Source organism: Brucella sp. TWI559 (genome assembly GCF_039674265.1).
Taxonomy (GTDB): Bacteria; Pseudomonadota; Alphaproteobacteria; order Rhizobiales; family Rhizobiaceae; genus Brucella; species Brucella chromiisoli.
Map to the genome: position 1 here is coordinate 20,216 of NZ_JBDJNE010000013.1, position 21,839 is coordinate 42,054.

Consider the following 21,839-nt stretch of genomic DNA (forward strand, 5'->3'; position numbering starts at 1 on the left):
TGCCGTGTTGAACGGCGAGTTGCCTTTCCTGCCGAGCCTGTGTCATTCAGATTGCATTAAGTTGATAATACTATCCAGTGTTGAATTTGGGGCCGACTCTCGTAACGCTAAAATTAAAGCCTTCGGGTTAGCATTTGGTTTACCATCGAGCTTACACCAAAGAAATTGCCGGAAATTTTGTAAAATATTTGAATCAAGTAACATTAAGGCCGGGTTATTGAATGTGATAAGGAAAAAGGCGGAATTTCGTCCTTTCTTAATGAAAGCGCCCTAATTGAAATGCAGTGGTTTCAATGCTTTGATAGCGCCCTGTTGTTTTTAACAAATCGAGGAGACGAATGAGTTCGATCCGCAAAATCCGTAAGGCAGTTTTCCCAGTCGCCGGTCTCGGCACCCGCTTTCTTCCAGCGACCAAGTCCATCCCCAAGGAAATGCTCACCGTCGTCGACAAGCCCGTGATCCAGTATGTGGTGGATGAGGCTCGCGAAGCCGGTATCGAACATCTGATTTTTGTCACCGGACGCAACAAGGCTGTCATCGAAGATTATTTCGACGCGCAGGTTGAGCTTTATTCCACGCTTGCCGAGCGCGGCAAGAAAGCGGAGCTTGAGCATCTGCAGGAATTGCAGCCGCAGCCAGGCACCACCAGCTTTACCCGCCAGCAGGTTCCACTTGGCCTTGGCCATGCGGTCTGGTGTGCGCGCGAACTGGTTGGCGACGAGCCTTTTGCATTGTTACTGCCAGATATGGTCATGCAGTCGAAGAAAGGCTGCCTCAAGGAAATGGTCGAGCTTTATGAGCAGACCGGTGGCAATGTGATTGCCGTGCAGGAATGTGATCCTGACGAAGCGCACAAATACGGCATCGTCGGCAAGGGCAATGCCATCGGTAGTGGCTTTGAAATCAACCAGATGGTTGAAAAGCCAGCCAAGGGAACGGCACCTTCCAATCTTTATATCAATGGCCGCTATATTCTTCAGCCAGAAATCTTTGAGCTGCTGAGCAAGCAGGAAAAAGGTGCCGGCAATGAAATCCAGCTGACCGATGCCATGCTCAAGCTTGCCGATGCGCAGAAATTCTATGGCTTTGATTATCACGGCCGGACGTTTGACTGTGGTTCCAAGTCAGGCTTTATCGAAGCAAATGTGGCTTTTGCGCTTTGGCGCAAGGATATCCGCCCAACGGTCGAATTTTCGATTGCCGATCTGCTCAAGACCATTCAGCCGGAATAGGCTGAGCCGTCGGCAGAATCAATCAACCCCGCTTTCAGCAATGAAGGCGGGGTTTTTTATGCTGCTATAAATTCATGCGAGGGCCTCGGAGCGGAGGGCTTTACATGCGCTTCATCGCTGCACTTTCATGCCGACATAAACACTGTTGGCGTGATATTCGCGATAGGAAACCTGACTGGTTTGAAACTCATGTCGCAGACGTGCATCAATGCCGACAAAGCGGTTAATCCAATAGGTCGCACCAATCTGTGCGCCGATTGTGTAATCTGTTCCTGTGCCATCCTTGTTGTCGCGGACATTCAGATCGAGCTTGCCGTTGAAGCTCAGGTTTGAGCGCACGTGCCGCGTCACCTCAAGGCTTGCAAGATGCAGAAGCGCACCGGAAACGCCGGGCGTCGTGGAGGTGTCGACCAAGGTTTGTGCAAAAAGCTGCACATCGGTGCCGCGCAGTGGCGACCATTGGATGCTGGCTGCAAGCGATGGGCCGCTGATGCTGCCAAGACGGGAATCATCGCTGTTGGCGCGCATATAGCCTGCCGAAATTTCGCCATTGAACTTTTCGCCGCGATCAAACATCAGGCCGCCGCGCAAGGCATATTGTGATCCGCTGCGCTCATAGCCGTTGCTGTCTATACGCTCATCAAAAATACGCTTGCCCAGTTCAATCTCAGCAAAGGGCTTAAGCGCGGGCGAAATGGCAAAACCACCGCGCAATGTTACGCTGGAATAGGTGTTGTCGCGATCTTTCTGGCTGACGGTGCCGCCGGAAGAAAGTTCTGCATCGCCATAAGTTTCATGCTCGACGCGGCCTGTTGCACGACCGAAAATCAGTCCGGTGTCGCGCTCAATGCCCAGACTGCCGTTAATCGTGTGTACCAGCGGACGCTTCAAAGCATCTGTGACGCCGTTGGGGCTGGATGCGCTTTCACGGCGCAATTTATAACCTGCGCCCGCATTCACAGTTGTTTCATTGCTTAGATCGAAACGCAGATTGCCCCGAACATCGACGCGCGGCTCTGAAACATCCTGCCCGGAGATGGATTTGCTCATGGTGCCCGAGGCATCAAGCGTTGCCTGATGACGGGACCAGTCTGATTCAGCCTTCAGACGGAGCGTTGTTTCGGACAGAACAGCACTTGAACCGGTTGAGCTATTGTCGCCATTGGAGGTGGCGCGAATCCCTTGTTCAAGTGAGGGGCGCAGTATGAAATTGCCTGTGCGGATGCCCACGGGCGCAAACGGATCGGCCTCGTGCGGCAAACGCCGGCCCTGTTCAGGGATAGCGGGCAAGTTCTCACGGCGGACGCGTCCGGTGCTGTCCTGCTCTTCAATTGTAACCGCACCCACGGGCATATTGTCGGTGGCAAGAAAGCGCTGCGGCTCTTCCTCAGCCACGGGCGTCACCAGTTTAGGTTTGGGCGCCTGTGGCTCGGCGGGTGGTGTATAAGATTCGTTTGCAATGTCATCCGAAGCGGACGCATTCGGATCAAACGCATCACCATCGCGGAGGGTTGCCTGATCGGGTGATACGACAGACAGATTGTCGTCATCAAGAATGCCACGGAGTTGGGTATCCTGCGAAAACGCCACCGAATTGCTGATTGCCAAAACACAGCCTGCCAGCAACAGGCGTGTTAACCTGCTGGCAAAAGGCGATAAGCCGCCCTGTGTGGATTTGGCAAAAAGCATAATGTCTTCAACTCGTTGCAACGTGGTAAGCGAACGGTAAACGTTCATGGTTAATTCTTTATTGAGATTTGCTTTCTGCGTGGCTCTATTGTGCGGCAACAAATGCTTGGACAAGCAGCTTTGAAGGCGCTAACCGTTGGCGTCATGACAAAGCTTGATACGACACAAAATACCGCGCCTGCGGAGGATTTGATCGCCTCCGCTTTGCGCACGATCAGAACCGAAAACGCGGGTCTCGTGGCGCTGGAAAAAGCGCTCGACAATGGCCTTTCTGCACCGTTTGCAGAAGCCGTGCGAACGATTGTCGGTTCTAAAGGCCGCCTTGTTGTAACCGGGGTGGGCAAGAGCGGGCACATTGGCTCCAAACTTGCGGCGACTTTCGCATCAACCGGCACCTCTGCATTCTTCGTGCATTCGGCGGAAGCCAATCACGGCGACCTTGGCATGATTGGTACGGATGATGTTATCCTTGCGATTTCATGGTCGGGCGAAACGGCCGAACTTAAGGGCATTGTCAATTATTCACAGCGCTTCCGCATCCCGCTGATTGCAATTACGGCAGGCGAGGAGTCGGCGCTTGGACGCGCGGCCAATGTTGTTCTGCTTTTGCCAAAGGCACAGGAAGCTTGTCCGCACGGCCTTGCACCGACGACATCAACCATGATGCAGCTTGCCATTGGTGACGCATTGGCGATTGCGCTTCTCGAGGCCCGTGGTTTCACGCCGACAGACTTCAAAACCTTCCATCCGGGCGGTTCGCTCGGTGCGAGTCTCGTCCATGTTCGGGAAATCATGCATAAGGGTGACCGTCTGCCGCTGGTCACAGTGGGCACATTGATGCCGGATGCCATGAAGGTTCAGGCCCATAAGAGCTTTGGTTGTGTGATCGTTGTTGAGCACGATGGACAACTTGCGGGTATTATCACTGACGGCGATATTTCACGCAATCTGAGCCGCAGTCTTTCAGAGCTGACCGTTGATGACATCATGACACGCACGCCCAAAACCGTTGACCAGAATATGCTGGCAAGCGCTGCGCTCAGCCTCATCAATGAGAAACATATCGGCGCGTTAATTGTTGTCGAAGACAGTCGGCCAATCGGCCTTGTGCACTTCCACGATCTGCTTCGTATTGGTGTTGCGTAAAGAAGAGAAGTGGCCGCTATGCAGCCACTTCCATTTCAAGTGTGACCGGATCAAATGAGACGATGTGCACCTCGGTTCCAGCCGGTAAATCGGGGCCTTTGATACGCCATGTCGTGTCATTGATGCGCATACGACCGCGGCCGTTGACAATTGGCTCTGTCAGGGTCGCACGTTGGCCGACGAGTTGATCGCCGCGGCGATTGAGCAATGGCTCATCCTGACGACCGCTGAAGCCGAAAACGCGACGCCCAACGAGCACGAAAACCACCGCCAGAACCAGAAACAGCACGGTTTGCAATTGCCAGCCAAAGCCCACGAGTGAGCCGAGCAGAAAAGCAAAGATGCCGGTCACAAGCGCGGCAAGACCAAACCAGATAAAGAAAATACCGGGCGCCATAATTTCCAGAATGAGCAGGACGAGTCCGGCGACGAACCAGCCCCACAGCCCCAGTTGCGACAGGAAATGGATGATCATGACGCCCTGCCTGACTAACTGCGCGTGGTGGGAACGCTGCGCGAGCGCGGCGAAGGTGCGGTGGGAACCGGATCAACCGGCTTGCTGCCATCGCCAAACACTTCCTTGGCAATTGCACCGATGCCAGCCAGCGAGCCGATCACCGAGCTTGCTTCAAGCGGCATGAGAACCACTTTCTGGTTCTTGGCGCTTGCGATATTGCCGAGTGCCTCGGTGTATTTCTGTGCGACGAAGTAGTTGAGCGCCTGAACATTGCCGCTCGAAACAGCATCGGAAACAAGCGTGGTCGCCCGTGCCTCCGCTTCCGCCAGACGCTCACGCGCCTCAGCTTCGCGCTTTGCAGCCTCAAGCTTGCCTTCGGCTTCCAGAATCTGCGACTGTTTTTGACCTTCAGCGCGCAAAATCTGCGCATTGCGGTCGCCTTCGGCTTCCAGCACCTGTGCACGCTTGTCGCGTTCGGCTTTCATCTGGCGTGCCATCGAGGTCACAATGTCTTGCGGCGGATTGATGTCCTTGATTTCCACGCGGGTCATTTTCAGACCCCAAGGATGTGCAGCTTCATCAACGATGCGCAACAGGCGATCATTGATCGCATCACGGTTGGAAAGCAACTCGTCAAGATCCATCGACCCCATGACAGAGCGGATATTGGTCATGGTCAGGTTAAGGATCGCATATTGCAGATTTGAAACCTGATAGGCGGCCTGTGCGGCGTTGAGCACCTGATAGAAGGCCACGCCATCGACACCGACAATGGCATTGTCGCGGGTGATGACCTCCTGGGTAGGAACGTCAAGCACCTGTTCCATCATGTTGAGACGCGCGCCAATACGATCGAAAAAGGGTACAATGAGATTGAGGCCCGGCATCAATGTGCGTGTGTAGCGGCCAAAGCGCTCGACTGTGTAATTGTAGCCCTGCGGTACAGTCTTGATGCCGGCGAACAGTGTTGCAAGAACAAGGGCCGCCAAAATCAGCAGCGTGATGTCAAAACCAGTCATATGTAATCCCCTAAATTAAACCCAGCCCTGCAACTCGCGCCGCACGAGTGTCTCGATAACGTTCATACCTTCTTCGGTATCGTTAAGGCACGGTATGTGGCTGAAATTTTCTCCGCCAGCCTCATGGAAAGCTTCGGCCGCTTCATGGCCGATCTCATCCACGGTTTCCAGACAGTCTACCACAAAGCCGGGATTGAGCACGGCAACTGATTTTACGCCCTGCTTTGCCAGTTCTTCAACGGTTTCGTCAGTGTATGGCTGTAGCCACTCTTCGGGACCAAAGCGTGACTGGAACGTGGAGCGGAACTGTTTGTCGTCCATGCCGAGGCGTGCGCGCAAAAGCCTTGAGGTTTCAAGGCATTGCGAGCGGTAAGGGTCGCCCTTGTCGGAATAGCTTTTTGGAATGCCATGATAGGAGGCAAGGATGACTTCCGGCTTGAAATCAAGCGTTGCCAGATGCTTTTCAATCGACTGCGCAAGCGCCTCAATATAGACCGGCTCCACTTCATAGGAAGGGATTGTGCGCACTGCTGGCATAAAGCGCTTTTTCATCAGCACTTCAAAGAATTTATCATTCACCGTGGCAGTGGTGGTTGCTGAATATTGCGGATAGAGCGGGAACATAACGATGCGTTCGCAGCCCTGCTTGAGCAGGCGATCCGTCACTTCCTCAATTGAAGGCTGGCCATAGCGCATAGCCCAGTCGACAATCACATTTGGATGATCTTTGAGGGCAATGGCGAGTTTTTCGCCCTGGGCACGCGTGAATGTGCGCAGCGGCGACTCGTTTTTTTCATAATTCCAGATGCGTTCATAAAGTTTGCCTGAACGCTTCGGGCGCACACTGAGCACAATGCCGTAAAGGATAGGATACCAAAAAATGCGAGGCCACTCGATAACACGGCGGTCCGAAAGGAACTCGGCCAGATAACGGCGCATCGGCGCATAACTTGTACCGTCCGGCGTGCCGAGATTAACCAGTAAAACACCAACTTTGGGTTGTTTTACAGAATGGCTGGCTGGGGTGGTGGTCACTTTATCCATCTCATTCATCTTCCTGTTCCTATGCTGACGGAAAACTAGAGAAAAAAAGACAAATTACAATCCTAACAACGCTGGGTATGGTTGAATTATAAGGCGTTAAGCTGGAACCCGATAAAATAAAAACGGCAAACGCCGAAAAGCGTGTGCCGTTTGATTGCATTCAGACGATTTTTAGCTGCGGCGGGTCAGCGAGAAACGCGATCCTGCAGACGACGTGCAGTTGAGCTGGTTCTGTGAAACGAGCGCGCAATTGACGCGGGATGAGGTGCCGCGCACGATGGAACGCATATCGATTTCAACGAGCTGCGGCGACTGGTAACGATAGTTGCCTTCGGCCAGCTTTTCGTTGGTGTCGGTCGCGCGGGTTTCGAAAATACCGCCGTTGAAAGATGAGACTATGCCATTCGGATCAACCCATGAACCATCAATACCGGATGGCGCACGATTAACGACAGGGACATTGCCGCCACCGACTGGGCCAGTCGCAACACAACCTGCAAGCGCGAGTGATACGATTGCCGTAGAGCCAATGATGCGGAAGGATTTCATGTCCATCTTCTCCGTAAGAGTGTTTATCGTGTGATGTATGGAAATTCACACGATTACAAGCCCCTTTTATCAGGATTGCAAGACTGTTGCGCAACTGTCGCATTCGGCAACCCGGCCGAAGCCGGGCATTCGAACGGCTCAGCGAACAAGAATATTGCGGAACTGCCAAGGGTCTTTGGTGTCGATATCCTCTTCGAACAAAACGCCACGACCCTCCAGCGGGTTCCAGTCAGTATAATAGCCTTTGACGGGTCCCAAATAGGGCAGCTGTACTTCAAGGCAGCGACGGTAATCCATTTCGTCGGTTTCGACGATCCCGCTTTGTGGGTTTTCAAGTGCCCAGACCATACCGGCCAAAACGGCAGATGAAACCTGCAGCCCGGTTGCGTTCTGGTAAGGCGCAAGCTTGCGAGCCTCTTCGACGCTCAGCTGTGAGCCATACCAATAGGCGTTTTTGTCGTGGCCATAGAGCAGCACGCCCAGCTCGTCCGAGCCGTCGAGTATTTCGTCTTCTTCAAGCACATGCTGAACCGCCTGCGCACGTCCGCCGCTGCCAAACATTTCATCCAGTGAAAGAATGGCGACATTGCTTGGATGATAGGCGTAATTACAGGTCGGGCGGTATTCCAGTTTGCCCTTCTTGTTGTGCACGGTGAAAAAGTCGGCAATCGAGATTGCTTCATTGTGGGTGACAAGCAGACCGTATTGCGCGCCATGGGTTGGACACCATGTGCGGATGCGGGTATTGCCGCCGGGCTGTTCAAGGAAGATTGCAGCCTTGTTGCCCTTCTTCTGCTTGCGGGCGTTTTTCGGCTTCCAATTTTCATGGGTGCCCCAGCCAAGCTCGGCAGGCTGCAAACCTTCAGCAATAAAACCTTCCACCGACCAAGTGTTCCAGAATGTGTCGAACGGCTTCGGCTCCTTGGCGCGCTGAGTGTCGCGTTCAGCAATGTGAACACCCTTAACCCCTGCCTTTTTCATGAGCTTGGCCCAACCCTTACGGTCATCGGCTGATGGCTCTTCAAACTCAAGCTTGAGCTCAGTGGCAAGATCGATAAGCGCTTTTTTGACGAACCATGAAACCATCCCGGGATTGGCGCCGCAGCAGGAAACAGCAGTCGGACCGCCCGGATTCTTGCGCTTTTCGGTACGAACTGTTTCACGCAATGCGTAATTGGTGCGCGCAGCATTATCGGCTTCCGCATCGAAATAGAAACCGAGCCATGGCTCGACAACCGTGTCGATATAGAGCGTACCCTGTTCGCGGCTGTAGCGCATCAGATCGAGCGATCCGGTATCGACCGACAGATTGACGATGAACGGCTGGCCTTCGCCTTCCTTGATCAGAGGGCCAAGGATCTTTTTGTAATTATCTTTGGTGATCGCTTCCTTGACGAAGCGGATATCCTGATCATCCAGAATTTTGCGGTTCTTTTCGCTTGGATCAATGACGACCAGTCGGGATTTGTCGAATTTGAAGTGGCGTGCGATCAGTGGCAGGGTACCGCGCCCGATCGAGCCAAAGCCGATCATGATAAGAGGGCCGGTAATTTCGCCATAGACTGGCCATTTCGCTTTCGCCATTTTTTCTCTCTCCTGCTGCAAGGCTGCAACGCTTGGCATTTCCGATATGCGGAACTGCTCACTTTGCTACGATAGCACAGGTTCATAGAAAGAAAGAAACGTCACAAGCCTATGACAGCAAACGTGTTTAACGAATTTATATGGATAGAAGTTGAGCGCGGATCATGCCACGCAATGAATTGCCGACAAGAATGTTGCGCGCACGGCTAAGATCATCAAGTGTGACTACGCCTTCCTGAACCACGCTGTTGTTTAAAAGTTCACGTCGCAGAACGCCGTCGAGCAGGCCGCAGGAAAGGGGAGGGGTAATGCAGGTGGTGCCGCCAATATCAAGAAAAATTGATGTGATGGTGCCTTCGCACACTTCGTCACGCTCATTGAGCAGAATGACTTCGTCCACTTCCGCCGGTGAATATTCGTCGCGAGCCGAAATATAGGCCTGACGTTTTGTTGTCTTATGACGCAACAAGGGATCATCGTGCTTCAGGCGTGTTTTTGCGACCGCGATGCGCCAGACAGTTTGCGCCGGCAGTGGTTCGTAAGGAAAAGCGGTAATCTCGACATGGCCATCCGGTGCCAGTGTCAGCCGCAGTTTGAGCGGATTTTCACCGCCGCTGATCTCGGCGATTTTCTGGTGCACCGCTTCCATGTTGTAGTGAAAACCGAGCTCCCGGGCTGAGTTTTCAAGCCGCGCCATATGGAGATCAAACCGCAGAATGCCAGAGAGAGGCTCCCAGCGCATGGTCTCGATCAGTTGATAGTCTGGTTCCGCATGGCTGGTCGCTGTCCCGTCGCGAACCGTGCTTTCAGAAGACATTCCTCATACTCCGCTTGCGCTGTGGAATCGAAGACCACACCGCCCCCGACATTGAAGATTGCACGATTTTGCTCAAGAAGCGAGATCGTGCGGATGGCAACATTGAACCGCATACGTCCGCCCGGTTCGATCCAACCGAGCGAGCCGCAATAAATATCACGTGGCCCACTTTCCAGCCTGCGCAGGATTTCCATCGCGCTTATTTTCGGCGCACCGGTGATGGAGCCACAGGGGAAAAGGGCTGCAAAAATCTTGCGCAGCGGCAGATCGCTTTTAAGCTTTGCGCGCACGCGGCTGATCATCTGATGAACGGTCGGGTAAGTTTCGACCCGGAAAAGTTCAGGCACATCCAGCGATCCCACTTCGCTGATCAATGAAATGTCGTTGCGCAGCAGATCAACAATCATGCGGTTTTCCGCCTGATTTTTAGGATCGTTCATCAGGAACTGGCGGTTGGCTTCATCCTCAAAAGGGGTGGCACCGCGCGGCATGGTGCCCTTCATCGGATGTGTTTCGATATAGCCTTCGCCATCCACTTCAAAGAAGAGTTCCGGTGAACGCGACAGGATGATCGGCCCACCCAGATCGCAATAGCTCGCATAGCGAACCGGCTGACGCTTTGCGAGCGTGTTGAACAGCACGAGCGGATCGCCGTCCCATTGCGCATGAACCGGAAATGTCAGATTGCCCTGATAACAATCGCCTTCGCGCAAATGCTGGTGAAGGCGGTTAAATTTAGGCTTGTAGTCGTCGAGCGACCATTGCGCGACGGGTTCGCGCAGATAGGTGATGTTGTCGGCGCTGCGTGTATGCAAGACATCGTCCGATGGACCATCGAAGACGCCAAAGCACAGGAGAGGGGCTTTGCGGCCTTCCGGCAGAAGCGCTTTCAGCTTGGGTTCAAGCAGATAGCCTGCCTCATAGGAGAGATAGCCTGCAAGCCATTTGCCCGCTTCATGGGCGCGTTGCATCGCCTCCCATGCTGCTTCGAATGTGTCTGGTGTATCGGCGCGGATCATCGAAGACGGAGCCGCGAATAAAACATCGCGGCCCGCCTTGTCATCCCGAAAAAGGATGTGCGGCCTATTCAAACCCTTGTGGGTCACGAATCTGCTCAGTCTTCCATGGCTTCGAGTTCGTCGATGATGCCTTCCACCACTGAAAGGCCCTTGCTCCAGAAATTTGGATCGGTTGCATCAAGGCCAAATGGCGCCAGCAGTTCCTTGTGGTGCTTGGTGCCACCTGCCTTCAGCATATCGAAATATTTCTGCTGAAAGCCTTTTTCAGAGTTCTGGTAGACGGCATACAGCGAGTTTACCAGACAATCGCCGAAAGCATAGGCATAGACGTAGAACGGTGAATGGATGAAGTGCGGAATATAGGTCCAGAATGTTTCATAACCCGGATTGAGATTGACCGCATCGCCAAGGCTTTCGCGCTGCACATCCATCCAGATTTCACCGATACGCTCTGAGGTCAGTTCGCCTTCGTGGCGCTCGGTGTGAACACGACGCTCAAACTGATAGAAAGCGATTTGGCGCACGACAGTATTGATCATGTCCTCGGCCTTCTGAGCCAGCATGGCCTTGCGCTCGCGCTTGTTGGTGGTGCGTTCCAGCAGCGAGCGGAACGTGAGCATTTCACCAAAGACGGAAGCCGTCTCAGCCAGTGTCAGCGGCGTTGACGCCATCAGCGCACCCTGTTCGCCGGCCAGCACCTGATGCACGCCATGGCCGAGTTCGTGCGCAAGCGTCATCACATCGCGCGGCTTGCCCATATAGTTGAGCAGCACATAAGGATGGGCGGAAGGCACGGTTGGATGCGCAAAAGCCCCCGGCGCCTTGCCCGGGCGCACCGGCGCGTCGATCCAGTTTTTGTCAAAGAATTTTTTCGCGATTTCGGCCATTTCAGGCGCAAAATTGCCATAGGCGGAAAGTACGGTTTCACGCGCTTCGTCCCATGAGATCAGTGCCTGCGGAGTTTCCGGCAGCGGTGCATTGCGATCCCAGTTCTCCAGCTTTTCAAGACCGAGCCATTTGGCTTTCAGTGCATAATAGCGATGCGAAATGCGCGGATAGGCTTCTTCGACGGCACTCGCCAGCGCATCAACCACTTCGCGCTCGACGCGATTTGCAAGGTGACGGCTGTCGGCAATATCCTCAAAACCGCGCCAGCGGTCGGAGATTTCCTTGTCCTTGGCCAGCGTGTTGGTGATCAGCGTGAAAGTGCGCAGATTTGCACCAAAAGTTTTGGCAAGCGCTTCCGATGCCTTTTTGCGCACAGCACCATCGGCATCCTGCAACATGTTAAGCGTCTGCTCGATGGCCAGTTCTTCGCCATCAATTTCAAAACGCAGGCTCGACATGGTTTCATCGAACAGGCGGTTCCATGCACTGTAGCCGGTGATCGATTTTTCGTGGAAAAGCTGTTCCAGCTTGTCGTCAAGCTCATAGGGTTTGTCGAGGCGCAGATCTTCCAGCCATGGACGGTAGTGGCCGATCACTGGATTGGAGGCCATCGCCTTTTCAAGTACGTCATCATCGATGCGGTTGATTTCGAGGCTGAAGAAAATGAGCGGCGTGTTGGCATCTGTCAGCTTCTGCTGCACATCGCCGAACAGCTTCATGCGCTTGGGGTCGGTGGTATCGCCATAATAATAAAGGCCTGCGAAAGAGGCAATGCGGCCCATGAGTTCGCTTAAGCCTTCATATTCCTTAATCGCATCGGCGAAATTTCCGCCATTGGCCATGGCTGCTTCTTCACCGAGTTTGCCCTTCCAGCGGTTTTCAAAATCGGCTGCATCCTTTGCCGCTTTTTCGAGGTCGGCCTTCAATTCAGCGCTCTCGGCAGATGGATATAGATCGGCCAGATTCCACTCCGGCAGCTTTCCAAGATCGGCTTTTGCAGCAGTTCCGGTATCACCGGCGGGCATATGGGAAACAGTGTCGAGCGCGACAGACTTTGAAAATCGATAAATGGCAACGGTCATAACATTCTCCTGTGGGCCTCTTTTCGCATGTCTTCTTCAAGTCGCCAAGGGGGGCGCGGGTTTGTTCAGAAAAGCGCCACTATTCTGAGGATGATATACGAATGTGCGCGCATAGGGCTTGCATTGATGAGAAATGCTGTTTCAAAAAAAGTGCCTGAAATATGATCAATACAATATATTGGGATATTCTGACATATACGCCACTGGTAGTAGAGCATTTATGAGTACGCGTATCCTTATAGCGGATGATGATCCGATACAACGCCGCCACCTTGAGGCGGCGGTTTTGCGCATGGGTTATCGCACTATTCTGGCAGATGGCGGGACCAGTGCGCTCGGATTCATCTGTAGCCGTAAGGATATAGCCCTTATCCTCCTTGATCTGGCGATGCCGGATATGGATGGTATTTCGGTTCTCTCAAGAATGCGCGAAGCTGGTATCCAAACCCCTGTTATTGTCCTTGTGCAAAATGACACAATGGACAAGGCTATGCAGGCGATTAGGTTTGGCGCGGTGGATTTCATGACGAAGCCTGTGGCGTTTGAACGTGTTCAGGTTTCGCTTGCCAATGCTTTCAAACTTGATTCTCTGATACAGGAACTCAAGCGCACCCGTTCTTACGAAAAATCCCATATTTTGCTTTCAGAGATGGTTGCCAAAAGCTCTGAAATGGAAAAGGTGGTGTCGCTGGCGCGCCGTGTGACGCAGCTTGATACGCCGTTGCTCATCGAAGGCGAGGCTGGCACTGGCAAAGAAACGCTGGCACGCGCAATCAGCAGCAGTGGTCAACGCTGGCAGGGACCATTTATCTCCATTGATTGCCGCTCATTGGCAAAGCAGAATCCCGATGAAGTGCTTTTCGGGCAGTCAGACGCGCCCACAGCCCTTCAAGTCGGCAATGCGCCCATCCAGATTGCTGGCAAGTTTGCCGAGGCCCAGGGCGGCACCTTGTTTTTGGATGAGATAAGCGCCTTGTCTCATCGAACGCAGCTTCGCGTGTTCGAGATCATGCAGGCAGATCATCTTTCCGATACACGTATTATTGCATCCAACAGCCATTCGCTGGTTGAACGTGTGCATATGGGGCGGTTTCACCCCGGCCTCTATCATCTTGTTTCATCGTTTCTGATTGCCATGCCGCCGCTCAGAGATCGCATCGAGGATATTCCTCTTCTTGCGCATCAGTTCCTGATGCATTTTGCCGGCGAAGAACGGTTGGGCCATATCACGGGTATCACGCCTTACGTTCTGGAAAGTCTCAAGTCCTATCATTGGCCCGGTAATGTTCGCGAACTCAAAAATGCCATTTACCATGCCGTGCTTCTATGTGAAGAACATGCTCTGACGATACGCGACTTTCGTCATCTTGGATTCGAGGGCGGGGCAATCCGCGTCAATGACAATGAATTTGTAAATCAGGCGTCCATTAAAAGGTTTGGTTCACGCTCGATCCGTGGAATCACCTCCGAAGGCGAGGTTCGCACTCTTGCTGCCACTGAAGAGGATATGATCCGCTTCGCAATAGCACATTATGAGGGGCATATTAGCGAAGTTGCCCGGCGTTTGGGCATCGGGCGGACGACTCTTTATCGAAAATTGAAAGAATATGGCATCGATGTGGCGTCCGTAGCGGGCAAGGGCCAATACGGTGCAGAAAGCGATATTGACGCCGATCACCCCCGCATTGTTAACGAGTAAAGCGCCTTAACTTATTGAAATTCAGTAACTTATAAAGCACTGCTGTCACTGTTGCCAGAATGTTAGCGTCAAGGAAGATTGTTAATAATTTTTTTACCATGATGAAAATAGATGCACCTGTGTGGCTTTTTTGCCATGGTGTTTCCTCATTTGTTGTTCACTAAGCGTCTATTAACCATTAAATCCGACAATCAGGGTTCTCGAATATTCACTTGTGCGATCTCTGATACGGCCCTTAGGGCAGACAACACGGTAAGGCGATACGATTCAATGAGCAGTATATCGACCATTAAAGCGCGCTTTGCGAAAGCCTGGTTCAGGTTGTCGATGTCCTTATTCTGGATCGCGGCAGCTGTGCTCATGGCGCTGGCCCCGTCGCAGGCTTCGGCTGAAACCCGCACGTTGAAGCTCTATTATGTGCATACCGGCGAAAAAGCAGAGATTACGTTCAAGAAGAATGGTCGTTTTCTGCCTGATGGTCTGAAAAAACTGAATGTATTTCTGCGCGACTGGCGCCGCAACGAACCGACAAAAATGGACCCGCGCCTGTTCGATCTGGTCTGGCAGGTCTATCGTTCCACTGGCTCCAGCCAGTATATTACTGTGGTTTCCGCCTATCGTTCACCGGCAACCAATAACATGTTGCGTTCCACCACCAAAGGTGTTGCGAAGAAGAGCCAGCATACGCTTGGCCGCGCGATGGATTTTTTCATTCCCGGTGTTCCGCTTGCCAAGCTGCGCGGCATCGGTATGCGCTACCAGATCGGTGGCGTTGGCTATTATCCGCGTTCCGGCTCGCCCTTTGTGCATATGGACGTGGGGAATGTCCGCTCCTGGCCACGGATGAGCCGCCGCGAGTTGCTGGCGCTGTTCCCGGATGGCAAAACGGCTCACTTGCCTGCCGATGGCAAGCCATTGCCGGGCTATGAGCAGGCACTGGCAATGATTGAGCAGCGAAAAGCGAGCGGTGGCACTGTCATGATGGCAAGTAACTCCGCCCCTCGTAAGAGCAAGACACTCTTTGGTGCGCTCTTTGGCGGTGGTGCTGATGAGGAAGAAGATAACGGCGATGTCGCGCCTGCTGCCGCCCGTCCAGCCCGTGCCGTGCCTGCGCGTCAGGCGCCAACCCCTGCGGCTCCTGTGCAGACTCCACAGGCTGAAACGATGATTGCTGCCTTGCCTGCACGCGATGCGCCAGTGCCATTACAGGCTCCGCGCCCAGAGACAGTTGTTGCGGCTGCAGCGGTTGAGGAAGCACCTGTCGTCGCATTGAATGTTCCAATTCCAAGCCGCAAGCCGGCCAATGCAGCTCAGGAAGCGATAGCACTTGCTGCTGTACAGCCCGCTGAGGTTCCATCTGATGAAGGTTCTAATCCGCTTGTAACGGGTTTTGTTCCAATTCCATCCACGCGCCCACAACAGGAAGCTGCGACTGAGCTTGCAGCCGCCGTGGTTCCAAGTGCCCGGCCGGAGCGTGATCAGCACAATCCGCAGGATGCGATTGCGCAGCTCGTAAACAACAATCCGGTTGCTTCAACGGTTGTTGCAGATGCTGGCAATGCAGCAGCTGCGCAGCAAGCCCCTGCCGCTTATCCGGTGCCGAAAGAAGCGCCGCGCGCCAATACGCAGTTGGCCATGCTCTCAAAGCGGGATGAAATCGGAGAGCTGATTGCGCCGCCGCAAGATGATTTTGATACAAAACCAGCCGCGGAAGTCAAAGCCGAGCCTGTAAAAATTACACCGGTGAAGACTGCATCGATTGCCAAGCCTGCACCTGCGCGTCAGCACGTTGCCGCTGTCGGTCAAGGTGCCAAGAGCAGTGCGCGCTCAACAGGTAAGGGCGATCGTCGTGTGGCAAGGGTTTCTGCGCACCCAAAACCGGTTGTTCAGCCTGCCGCGATACCGGCTTCTGCGATAGCGCTTTCATCGCATTCGGTCTCTCAAACTGCACCCGCGACCAGTCCGGTGTTGCGCAATGATGCCCTGCGTTCTGCGCCCGCGATGGTCTATACCGCTGGCTTCCAGCGCGGTGACCTGCCGAGCGAACGCGCCAATCAGTTCAGCGGTAATGCTGTTACATTCCTGACGGTTGCAAAGTTTACCGAGACCAACTGATCAGAAAGCAGATCAAGAAAAGGGGCCTTCGAGGCCCCTTTTTTATGTCATCTCTTTTTATAAGCATGTTCTGTGATTTTTAAGGATGTCGATCACCCAAAACCAGTCACCATATTTGGGCGGGGCGGTTTTATCCTTTTAGTGCAGCGGCTTCGCTTGCAAGTTTGGTGATCCCGTCCCAGTCGCCGGCCTCAACCAATTCCTTTGGAGCAACCCACGATCCGCCGACACAGATGACATTTGGAAGCGAGAGATAGGTTTTCGCATTGGCGAGGCTGATGCCGCCAGTGGGGCAGAAAACGGTGCCAGCCAATGGTGATGACAATGCTTTGAGGAACGGCGCACCGCCGGACTGTTCGGCAGGGAAAAATTTCAGATGCGTGTAGCCTTCCTCGCGAAGAGCGAGCATTTCGCTTGGCGTAATGGCGGCAGGCAGCAGCGGCACATCGCTGTCATTGGCTGCGGCGATAATATATTTTGTAGTGCCGGGGCTGACAATGAAGCGTGAGCCTGCCTTGGCTGCATCTTCATATTGTTTGGCGTTGAGAATGGTGCCTGCACCCACGATCGCTTCCGGCACTTCGGAAGCAACGGCACGAATTGCGTCGAGTGCCGCAGCCGTGCGCAATGTGATTTCGATTGCAGGTAAGCCGCCTTTTGCAAGCGCTCGTGCCAGCGGAACTGCATGCTCGACCTTGTCGATCAACAGGACCGGAATAACGGGCTGGCCTTGCATGACGGGAGCAAGGAGATCTGTTTTCTGTGGCATGGACGCGCTCTTCTGCTTGGGTTTTAGTGGCTAAAACCGATTTAAGGTGCATCGTTCGCTTTGTCTACGGCAGGCTTTTCACAAGAGCTTTAAACATTGATAAGATGACTGGATTCAATCTGGTTAATTGTTTTCAGCTGTCCTGTTAAACAAAAAGACATGGCGTTTTCCGAGAAAGACTATTTGCCACCAGCCGCAAAGCTGATAACTCCTTAAGCCAGAAAGCTTCTCATCGGTATTCACAATGACCTTGCTCTTCATTTCATTTTTTGCAAGCGCCATTCTTTGTGGTGCCGGACTTTACATCTTATCGGTCTTCCTGCCGCGGTCATTCCTTGCCGCAGGTTTTAATCCGCGATCAAACCACAGCATCCCAGCGCAACAAATTGGTGGACTTGCTCTTGTTCCCGCAGCGCTCGCCATTCTGTTGATGTTTGGAGCGGACCTCGAAATCCCTATTGAATTGATAATCTGGTTGTCATCGGCATCCGCATTGTTGTGGATGATCGGTATTTTGGATGATCGGTTTGAGCTGCCCGTTTATCTGCGTTTTGGTTCGCAACTATTGGGCAGTTGCCTCGTGCTCTACGGTTTGGGGCCTGACTTCCGGCTTTTGCCTGCCTTGCTTCCCCATTGGTTTGAGGTGGTAATGATCGTCGTTTTTCTGGTTGCCGCCATTAACATTACGAATTTCATGGATGGCTTGGATTTGATGACCGTTTCGGGTCTCGGTATTCCCTTGATGGGGGTTGCCTTTCTGACGATGCTGCATCTATCGGGTATTGAAAGCGGAGCGCTTGCAGCGATACTGGCGGGTGGATTGTTCGGCTTTGCATTTTTTAACCGGCCACCGGCACGCATATTCCTTGGCGATTCGGGCAGCTTGCCGCTGGGCCTTTTGGCAGGCACAGCCTTGCTTTTGCTGGCACGCGAAACGCATGTCGTGGTCGCACTCATGCTTCCACTATATTACCTGCTTGATGCTGGTACGACGATCATCCTGCGCCTGGTCGCCAAAGAGAATATTCTGAAAGCCCATTCAAAACATGCGTATCAGGTGGCAAAGAGATCCGGCTGGAGCGTGCTGAAAGTCGTCAGTCATATCGCGCTTTTAAATGTTATTTTGGTCCTGTGTGCCACAGCAATGTTGCATTTTGATCATTTGCTATCGCAGGTTATATTTTTGCTTGTGGCCGTTGTTGCCGTGCTGATCCTGCTGCTGGATCTGCGTGGGCGCTTCAGAAAGTTATAACGTCAAAAAGTACCTTGCGCACGGCATCCACATCTTCCGTTTCCATTGCGGCGCGCAATGCATTCAGGCTTGTTATCACATCTACATCCGCTTTCTTACCTTTTGGTGCGCGCATGATCTTTGGATGGCGGGTGGGCTGTGCATGTGATGGATCGTAGAAGAGTTCTTCATACATCTTTTCGCCTTCGCGAATGCCAGTCACTTCGATCGCAATGTCACCGTTGGGGTTATCCGCGTTGCGTACGGTGAGGCCTGCCAGAAGAATCATGTTTTCTGCAAGGTCGCGAACTTTCACTGGTTCGCCCATTTCCAGCAAAACGGTGTCGCCTGATTCAGCAATGGCACCAGATTGCACGATCAGTTCGGCGGCTTCCTTGATCGACATGAAATAGCGTGTCATGTCTTCATGGGTGAGTGTAATTGGTCCGCCATTGGTGATTTGCTCGCGGAAAAGTGGAACAACCGAGCCATTTGATCCCAGAACATTGCCGAAACGGACGGAATAGAAAGACTTTTTCAGGCCGGCATTTTCGGCGAGCATTCCGTAGTGGTATACGACGAGTTCTGCCCAGCGTTTGGTCGCGCCCATCACATTTGTAGGGCGAACGGCCTTGTCAGATGAAATAAGCACCATACGCTCGACATCTGTTGCAAGCGCTGCTGCCGTAACATTGAGCGTGCCGAAGACATTGTTGCAAATGCCGACCAACACATTTTTTTCCACAAGCGGAACATGTTTATAGGCAGCGCAATGGTAGACAGTATCGACACGATACTGTCGGATGGCTTTTTCAGGGCCGTGTATGTCTTGCACTGAACCCAGAACCGGGATCACTTCGCAGCCTGCAATCTGCTTGAGCTGTCGCTCCACCTGATAAAGAGCGAACTCACTTGATTCAAAGAGAACAATGCACTCGGGATTCCATTGAGCAATTGTCTGGCAAAGCTGGCTGCCAATTGATCCACCCGCACCCGTGACCATGATGCGATGCCCTTCAACGACTTCGCGCAAAAGATTGGTATCCGGCGGTACAGGGGAACGCCCGAGAAGATCGTCAATCTCGACATTCCGTAATGCGCTGACCAGATATTTGCCCGCCGTCAGGTCGGCAATTGGAGGAAGAATGCGCGTGCTGACCGGCAAACGGCCCAGCAGACGAGCCAGTTCCTGCCTCTGTTCCTGCGACAATTCGGGTTCGGAAATAACGACTTGTTTAACGCCGTAATTCTCAATGAGTTCAGGAATTTGACTGGCGGGATAAACGCGCAGTCCCGTAATGTCCATGCCGTTTAGTTTGTTGTTGGGATCGACAAATCCAATTACCTGGGTGTCGCTGTGGCTTCGCAAAGCGGCAGCAAGCTGACGTCCCGGTTCGCCAACGCCGATAATGAGAGCAGTACTGGAATAGGTCTTTGTGGTGTCTGCATGACGCAGAAGCCATTTTGCGCCAAATCGACTTGCAGAAATAAGAACAGTGCTCAAAAGCCAGTATAACAAAGGCACCGAGCGGGGCAGGCCTGAACCGCCATAGAGTTCCATGAGGAACACAAGCGCCACCCAGAACAGTGCAGCAATAGCGGTTGCCTGAAAAATCGGCCAGATGGAGCGCTCTGCAAGATAGCGGATTATCGCACGATAAAGTCCGAAGCGAACGAAGACGGGAATACCGAGAACGGGAGTTATCAGAATAAGAAAAAGCTGGGCTTGCGTGGGTACAAAAACGAAACCCAGACGCATGGCAAAGGCAAGGTAAGCACTGAGCAATAGCAGAGCACAGTCGCTTATAAGCAGGATGATCTGCTTACACAATCGCGGCAGGCCCGCAAGCCTTTGCCATGGATAGTTCAAACGCATACGCAATATATCCTGTGCCTCACTCGCTAAGAGAGCAAAGCCGTTTTTAGCATCAGTTGCAACTGGCTAAAATACGCTCTCTCTTTGCTTGCTGGCGTTGAAAACAAACCACTCAAATCATCGTTATCATGAGTCCCGAATGGGAGCCATATCAATTGCTATTACAACAGCTTACCAAAAACTAAACCGGAAATTTGCTTTCGTTTCTTCACTTGGGAGCATTGTTAAGAGCGCATTCCGAAAAGCGTGAAACGGCTTTCGGATAAGATGCCCATTTAAACATTTCTTTAGAGCGCGTTTCGATCAGTTTCAATCACGTTAGCACGCGTTTTAAAGAAATATTGATGCCATGAAGGGTGGAAAGTCACTGCTTTTGTCGCGTTATTCGCGTTGTTTCGGCCCTGACAACGGGCAATTGACATGTTTTCCATTCTGCTTTACAACAAAATCAACAAAAGTGCATTAATTACACATTTGTTGATTCGAGTATCTTAGGGAGGAAAAGAATGCTCAATCGCCGTACTCTGCTCGTGGCTTTTACAGCCCTTTCAACGTCTTTGATGTTGCCGTCCATCGCCTTTGCCGATGGGCTTAAAATTGGTTTTAGCCAGGTAACACTACAGTCCCCCTTTTACGTTCAGTTGAAGGAAGGTGCTGAGGCCGCTGCCAAAGCTTCGGGAAATTCGCTTGTCTTTCTTGACGCCAATGGTGATGTGAGCAAGCAAAACAACGATATTCAGGATCTCATCACGCAGGGCGTGGATGCGATCATCATTAATCCGGTTAACCCGGATGCAGTTGTGCCATCGCTTGAAGCGGCTGTGAGTGCCGGAATTCCGGTTATAACTGTTGACCGCAGTGTTAATGGCGAGGGTGTGACTGCGCATATCGGGCGCGATAACAAGAAAATGGGACAGCGCGTCGGGGAAGCCGTTCTTGCCAAGCTGAAAGCCGATGGCGTTGAAAGTGCCAAGATCATTGAAATTCAGGGTGATGCTGGTGGCGCTGTGATGATGGATCGTCGCGACGGTTTTCATAAGGCGTTTGAAGGCAGTAAGCACATGATTGTTGCCGGACCTTATGCTGAATATATAAGGGCCAATGCTGTGACAGCGATGCAGGACTTGTTGCAGGCTAATCCTGACGTGAAAGCCGTTTACGCACATAATGACGATATGGCGCTCGGTGCTTTGCAGGTCTTACAGGAAAGCGGCCGCAATGATGTGTCCGTTGCGGGTGTCGATGGATTGTCTGAAGCGCTTGAGGCAATGTCGAAAGGGGATCATTACATAGCAACGGCGCTTAATGATCCGAAATATCTGGGTGATGTAACCATTCAGGTTGCCGTTCAGGCGGCTGCAAAGAAAGATGTGCCTAAGTTCGTTGATGCCGGAACGGAGGTCGTCACAAAAGACAATGTGAGCAAGTTCCCGCATGAGGGCTTATTTGCCGAGTACCGTCCAGAGGTTCTCGCAAAGTAATCAGCTCAATCTCAAGCGTTCCGGCAGGGAGCGCTTGAAGAAGTAAACGGGCCGCTGGTATTAAAAAACAGCGGTTCGCGTGGCTGACTTTTGTCCAAACCTTGCCAACAGATCCACTTCAAATCTCAAAATGACTCAGGAT

17 protein-coding genes are annotated in these 21,839 nt (G+C 52.7%); 6 read left to right on the forward strand and 11 right to left on the reverse strand.

The features are described 5' to 3' along the window. Positions 1-338: 338 nt before the first annotated feature. A complete protein-coding gene (galU, locus tag ABE530_RS14915; RefSeq protein WP_265986783.1) occupies positions 339-1,232 on the forward strand; it encodes a UTP--glucose-1-phosphate uridylyltransferase GalU in 894 nt (297 codons plus the stop codon). Between the two features lie 111 nt (positions 1,233-1,343). On the opposite strand, the gene ABE530_RS14920 is transcribed toward galU, so the two are convergent. Then, complete coding sequence (locus tag ABE530_RS14920; protein WP_499695071.1) at positions 1,344-2,921, reverse strand: outer membrane beta-barrel protein; 1,578 nt, start codon at positions 2,919-2,921, stop codon at positions 1,344-1,346. Positions 2,922-3,065: 144 nt separating this feature from the next. Between ABE530_RS14920 and ABE530_RS14925 the strand changes: the two genes are divergently transcribed. Further along, a complete protein-coding gene (locus tag ABE530_RS14925) occupies positions 3,066-4,067 on the forward strand; it encodes a KpsF/GutQ family sugar-phosphate isomerase (RefSeq protein WP_499695072.1) in 1,002 nt (333 codons plus the stop codon). Between the two features lie 16 nt (positions 4,068-4,083). On the opposite strand, the gene ABE530_RS14930 is transcribed toward ABE530_RS14925, so the two are convergent. The 8 genes from ABE530_RS14930 to ABE530_RS14965 form a co-directional block, all read right to left on the reverse strand. Further along, complete coding sequence (locus ABE530_RS14930; RefSeq protein ID WP_396997340.1) at positions 4,084-4,542, reverse strand: NfeD family protein; 459 nt, start codon at positions 4,540-4,542, stop codon at positions 4,084-4,086. A gap of 14 nt (positions 4,543-4,556) precedes the next feature. Continuing rightward, complete coding sequence (locus ABE530_RS14935) at positions 4,557-5,543, reverse strand: SPFH domain-containing protein (RefSeq protein WP_265986787.1); 987 nt, start codon at positions 5,541-5,543, stop codon at positions 4,557-4,559. A 15-nt stretch (positions 5,544-5,558) separates the two neighbouring features. Next, a complete protein-coding gene (hemH, locus tag ABE530_RS14940; protein ID WP_265986789.1) occupies positions 5,559-6,596 on the reverse strand; it encodes a ferrochelatase in 1,038 nt (345 codons plus the stop codon). 162 nt (positions 6,597-6,758) lie between these two features. After that, complete coding sequence (gene omp10, locus ABE530_RS14945) at positions 6,759-7,136, reverse strand: outer membrane lipoprotein Omp10 (RefSeq protein WP_265986831.1); 378 nt, start codon at positions 7,134-7,136, stop codon at positions 6,759-6,761. Between the two features lie 138 nt (positions 7,137-7,274). Further along, entirely contained in the window at positions 7,275-8,720 is a 1,446-nt protein-coding gene (locus ABE530_RS14950) for a homospermidine synthase (protein WP_499695031.1), read from the reverse strand. Between the two features lie 136 nt (positions 8,721-8,856). After that, entirely contained in the window at positions 8,857-9,537 is a 681-nt protein-coding gene (locus ABE530_RS14955; protein ID WP_265986792.1) for an aminotransferase class IV family protein, read from the reverse strand. Next, positions 9,471-10,643, reverse strand: a complete 1,173-nt coding sequence (locus tag ABE530_RS14960) for an aminodeoxychorismate synthase component I (RefSeq protein ID WP_499695032.1) — start codon at positions 10,641-10,643, stop codon at positions 9,471-9,473. The genes ABE530_RS14955 and ABE530_RS14960 overlap by 67 nt, the downstream gene beginning before the upstream one ends. An 8-nt stretch (positions 10,644-10,651) precedes the next feature. Next, positions 10,652-12,526, reverse strand: a complete 1,875-nt coding sequence (locus tag ABE530_RS14965; RefSeq protein WP_499695033.1) for a M3 family oligoendopeptidase — start codon at positions 12,524-12,526, stop codon at positions 10,652-10,654. Positions 12,527-12,746: 220 nt separating this feature from the next. Between ABE530_RS14965 and ABE530_RS14970 the strand changes: the two genes are divergently transcribed. Continuing rightward, complete coding sequence (locus ABE530_RS14970; protein WP_265986795.1) at positions 12,747-14,225, forward strand: sigma-54-dependent transcriptional regulator; 1,479 nt, start codon at positions 12,747-12,749, stop codon at positions 14,223-14,225. A 270-nt stretch (positions 14,226-14,495) separates the two neighbouring features. Beyond that, positions 14,496-16,340 carry a peptidoglycan L,D-endopeptidase MepK gene (locus ABE530_RS14975; RefSeq protein WP_499695034.1) on the forward strand — a complete coding sequence of 615 codons (1,845 nt, stop codon included), beginning with the start codon at positions 14,496-14,498 and terminating at the stop codon, positions 16,338-16,340. Positions 16,341-16,470: 130 nt separating this feature from the next. On the opposite strand, the gene ABE530_RS14980 is transcribed toward ABE530_RS14975, so the two are convergent. Further along, positions 16,471-17,109, reverse strand: coding sequence for a 2-dehydro-3-deoxy-phosphogluconate aldolase (locus tag ABE530_RS14980; RefSeq protein ID WP_265986796.1), 639 nt, complete (start codon positions 17,107-17,109; stop codon positions 16,471-16,473). A gap of 244 nt (positions 17,110-17,353) precedes the next feature. On the opposite strand from ABE530_RS14980, the gene ABE530_RS14985 reads away from it, so the two are divergent. After that, the gene (locus ABE530_RS14985) at positions 17,354-18,361 is read left to right on the forward strand and encodes an MraY family glycosyltransferase (RefSeq protein ID WP_499695035.1); all 1,008 of its coding nucleotides are present in this window, start codon (positions 17,354-17,356) and stop codon (positions 18,359-18,361) included. On the opposite strand, the gene ABE530_RS14990 is transcribed toward ABE530_RS14985, so the two are convergent. Beyond that, complete coding sequence (locus tag ABE530_RS14990) at positions 18,348-20,216, reverse strand: polysaccharide biosynthesis protein (RefSeq protein ID WP_499695036.1); 1,869 nt, start codon at positions 20,214-20,216, stop codon at positions 18,348-18,350. The genes ABE530_RS14985 and ABE530_RS14990 overlap by 14 nt on opposite strands. Positions 20,217-20,722: 506 nt before the next feature. On the opposite strand from ABE530_RS14990, the gene ABE530_RS14995 reads away from it, so the two are divergent. Beyond that, the gene (locus ABE530_RS14995) at positions 20,723-21,697 is read left to right on the forward strand and encodes a substrate-binding domain-containing protein (protein WP_499695037.1); all 975 of its coding nucleotides are present in this window, start codon (positions 20,723-20,725) and stop codon (positions 21,695-21,697) included. The last annotated feature ends 142 nt before the right edge of the window (positions 21,698-21,839 follow it).

Excerpts from the sequence above, each read along its gene's own strand:
- ABE530_RS14970 (WP_265986795.1), top strand. The coding sequence starts at position 12,747 with ATGAGTACGCGTATCCTTATAGCGGATGATGATCCGATACAACGCCGC.
- hemH (WP_265986789.1), bottom strand. The coding sequence starts at position 6,596 with ATGAATGAGATGGATAAAGTGACCACCACCCCAGCCAGCCATTCTGTA.
- ABE530_RS14955 (WP_265986792.1), bottom strand. The coding sequence starts at position 9,537 with ATGTCTTCTGAAAGCACGGTTCGCGACGGGACAGCGACCAGCCATGCG.
- ABE530_RS14950 (WP_499695031.1), bottom strand. The coding sequence starts at position 8,720 with ATGGCGAAAGCGAAATGGCCAGTCTATGGCGAAATTACCGGCCCTCTT.
- ABE530_RS14975 (WP_499695034.1), top strand. The coding sequence starts at position 14,496 with ATGAGCAGTATATCGACCATTAAAGCGCGCTTTGCGAAAGCCTGGTTC.
- ABE530_RS14980 (WP_265986796.1), bottom strand. The coding sequence starts at position 17,109 with ATGCCACAGAAAACAGATCTCCTTGCTCCCGTCATGCAAGGCCAGCCC.
- ABE530_RS14965 (WP_499695033.1), bottom strand. The coding sequence starts at position 12,526 with ATGACCGTTGCCATTTATCGATTTTCAAAGTCTGTCGCGCTCGACACT.
- ABE530_RS14995 (WP_499695037.1), top strand. The coding sequence starts at position 20,723 with ATGCTCAATCGCCGTACTCTGCTCGTGGCTTTTACAGCCCTTTCAACG.
- omp10 (WP_265986831.1), bottom strand. The coding sequence starts at position 7,136 with ATGAAATCCTTCCGCATCATTGGCTCTACGGCAATCGTATCACTCGCG.
- ABE530_RS14930 (WP_396997340.1), bottom strand. The coding sequence starts at position 4,542 with ATGATCATCCATTTCCTGTCGCAACTGGGGCTGTGGGGCTGGTTCGTC.
- galU (WP_265986783.1), top strand. The coding sequence starts at position 339 with ATGAGTTCGATCCGCAAAATCCGTAAGGCAGTTTTCCCAGTCGCCGGT.
- ABE530_RS14935 (WP_265986787.1), bottom strand. The coding sequence starts at position 5,543 with ATGACTGGTTTTGACATCACGCTGCTGATTTTGGCGGCCCTTGTTCTT.
- ABE530_RS14990 (WP_499695036.1), bottom strand. The coding sequence starts at position 20,216 with ATGCGTTTGAACTATCCATGGCAAAGGCTTGCGGGCCTGCCGCGATTG.
- ABE530_RS14925 (WP_499695072.1), top strand. The coding sequence starts at position 3,066 with ATGACAAAGCTTGATACGACACAAAATACCGCGCCTGCGGAGGATTTG.
- ABE530_RS14920 (WP_499695071.1), bottom strand. The coding sequence starts at position 2,921 with ATGCTTTTTGCCAAATCCACACAGGGCGGCTTATCGCCTTTTGCCAGC.
- ABE530_RS14985 (WP_499695035.1), top strand. The coding sequence starts at position 17,354 with ATGACCTTGCTCTTCATTTCATTTTTTGCAAGCGCCATTCTTTGTGGT.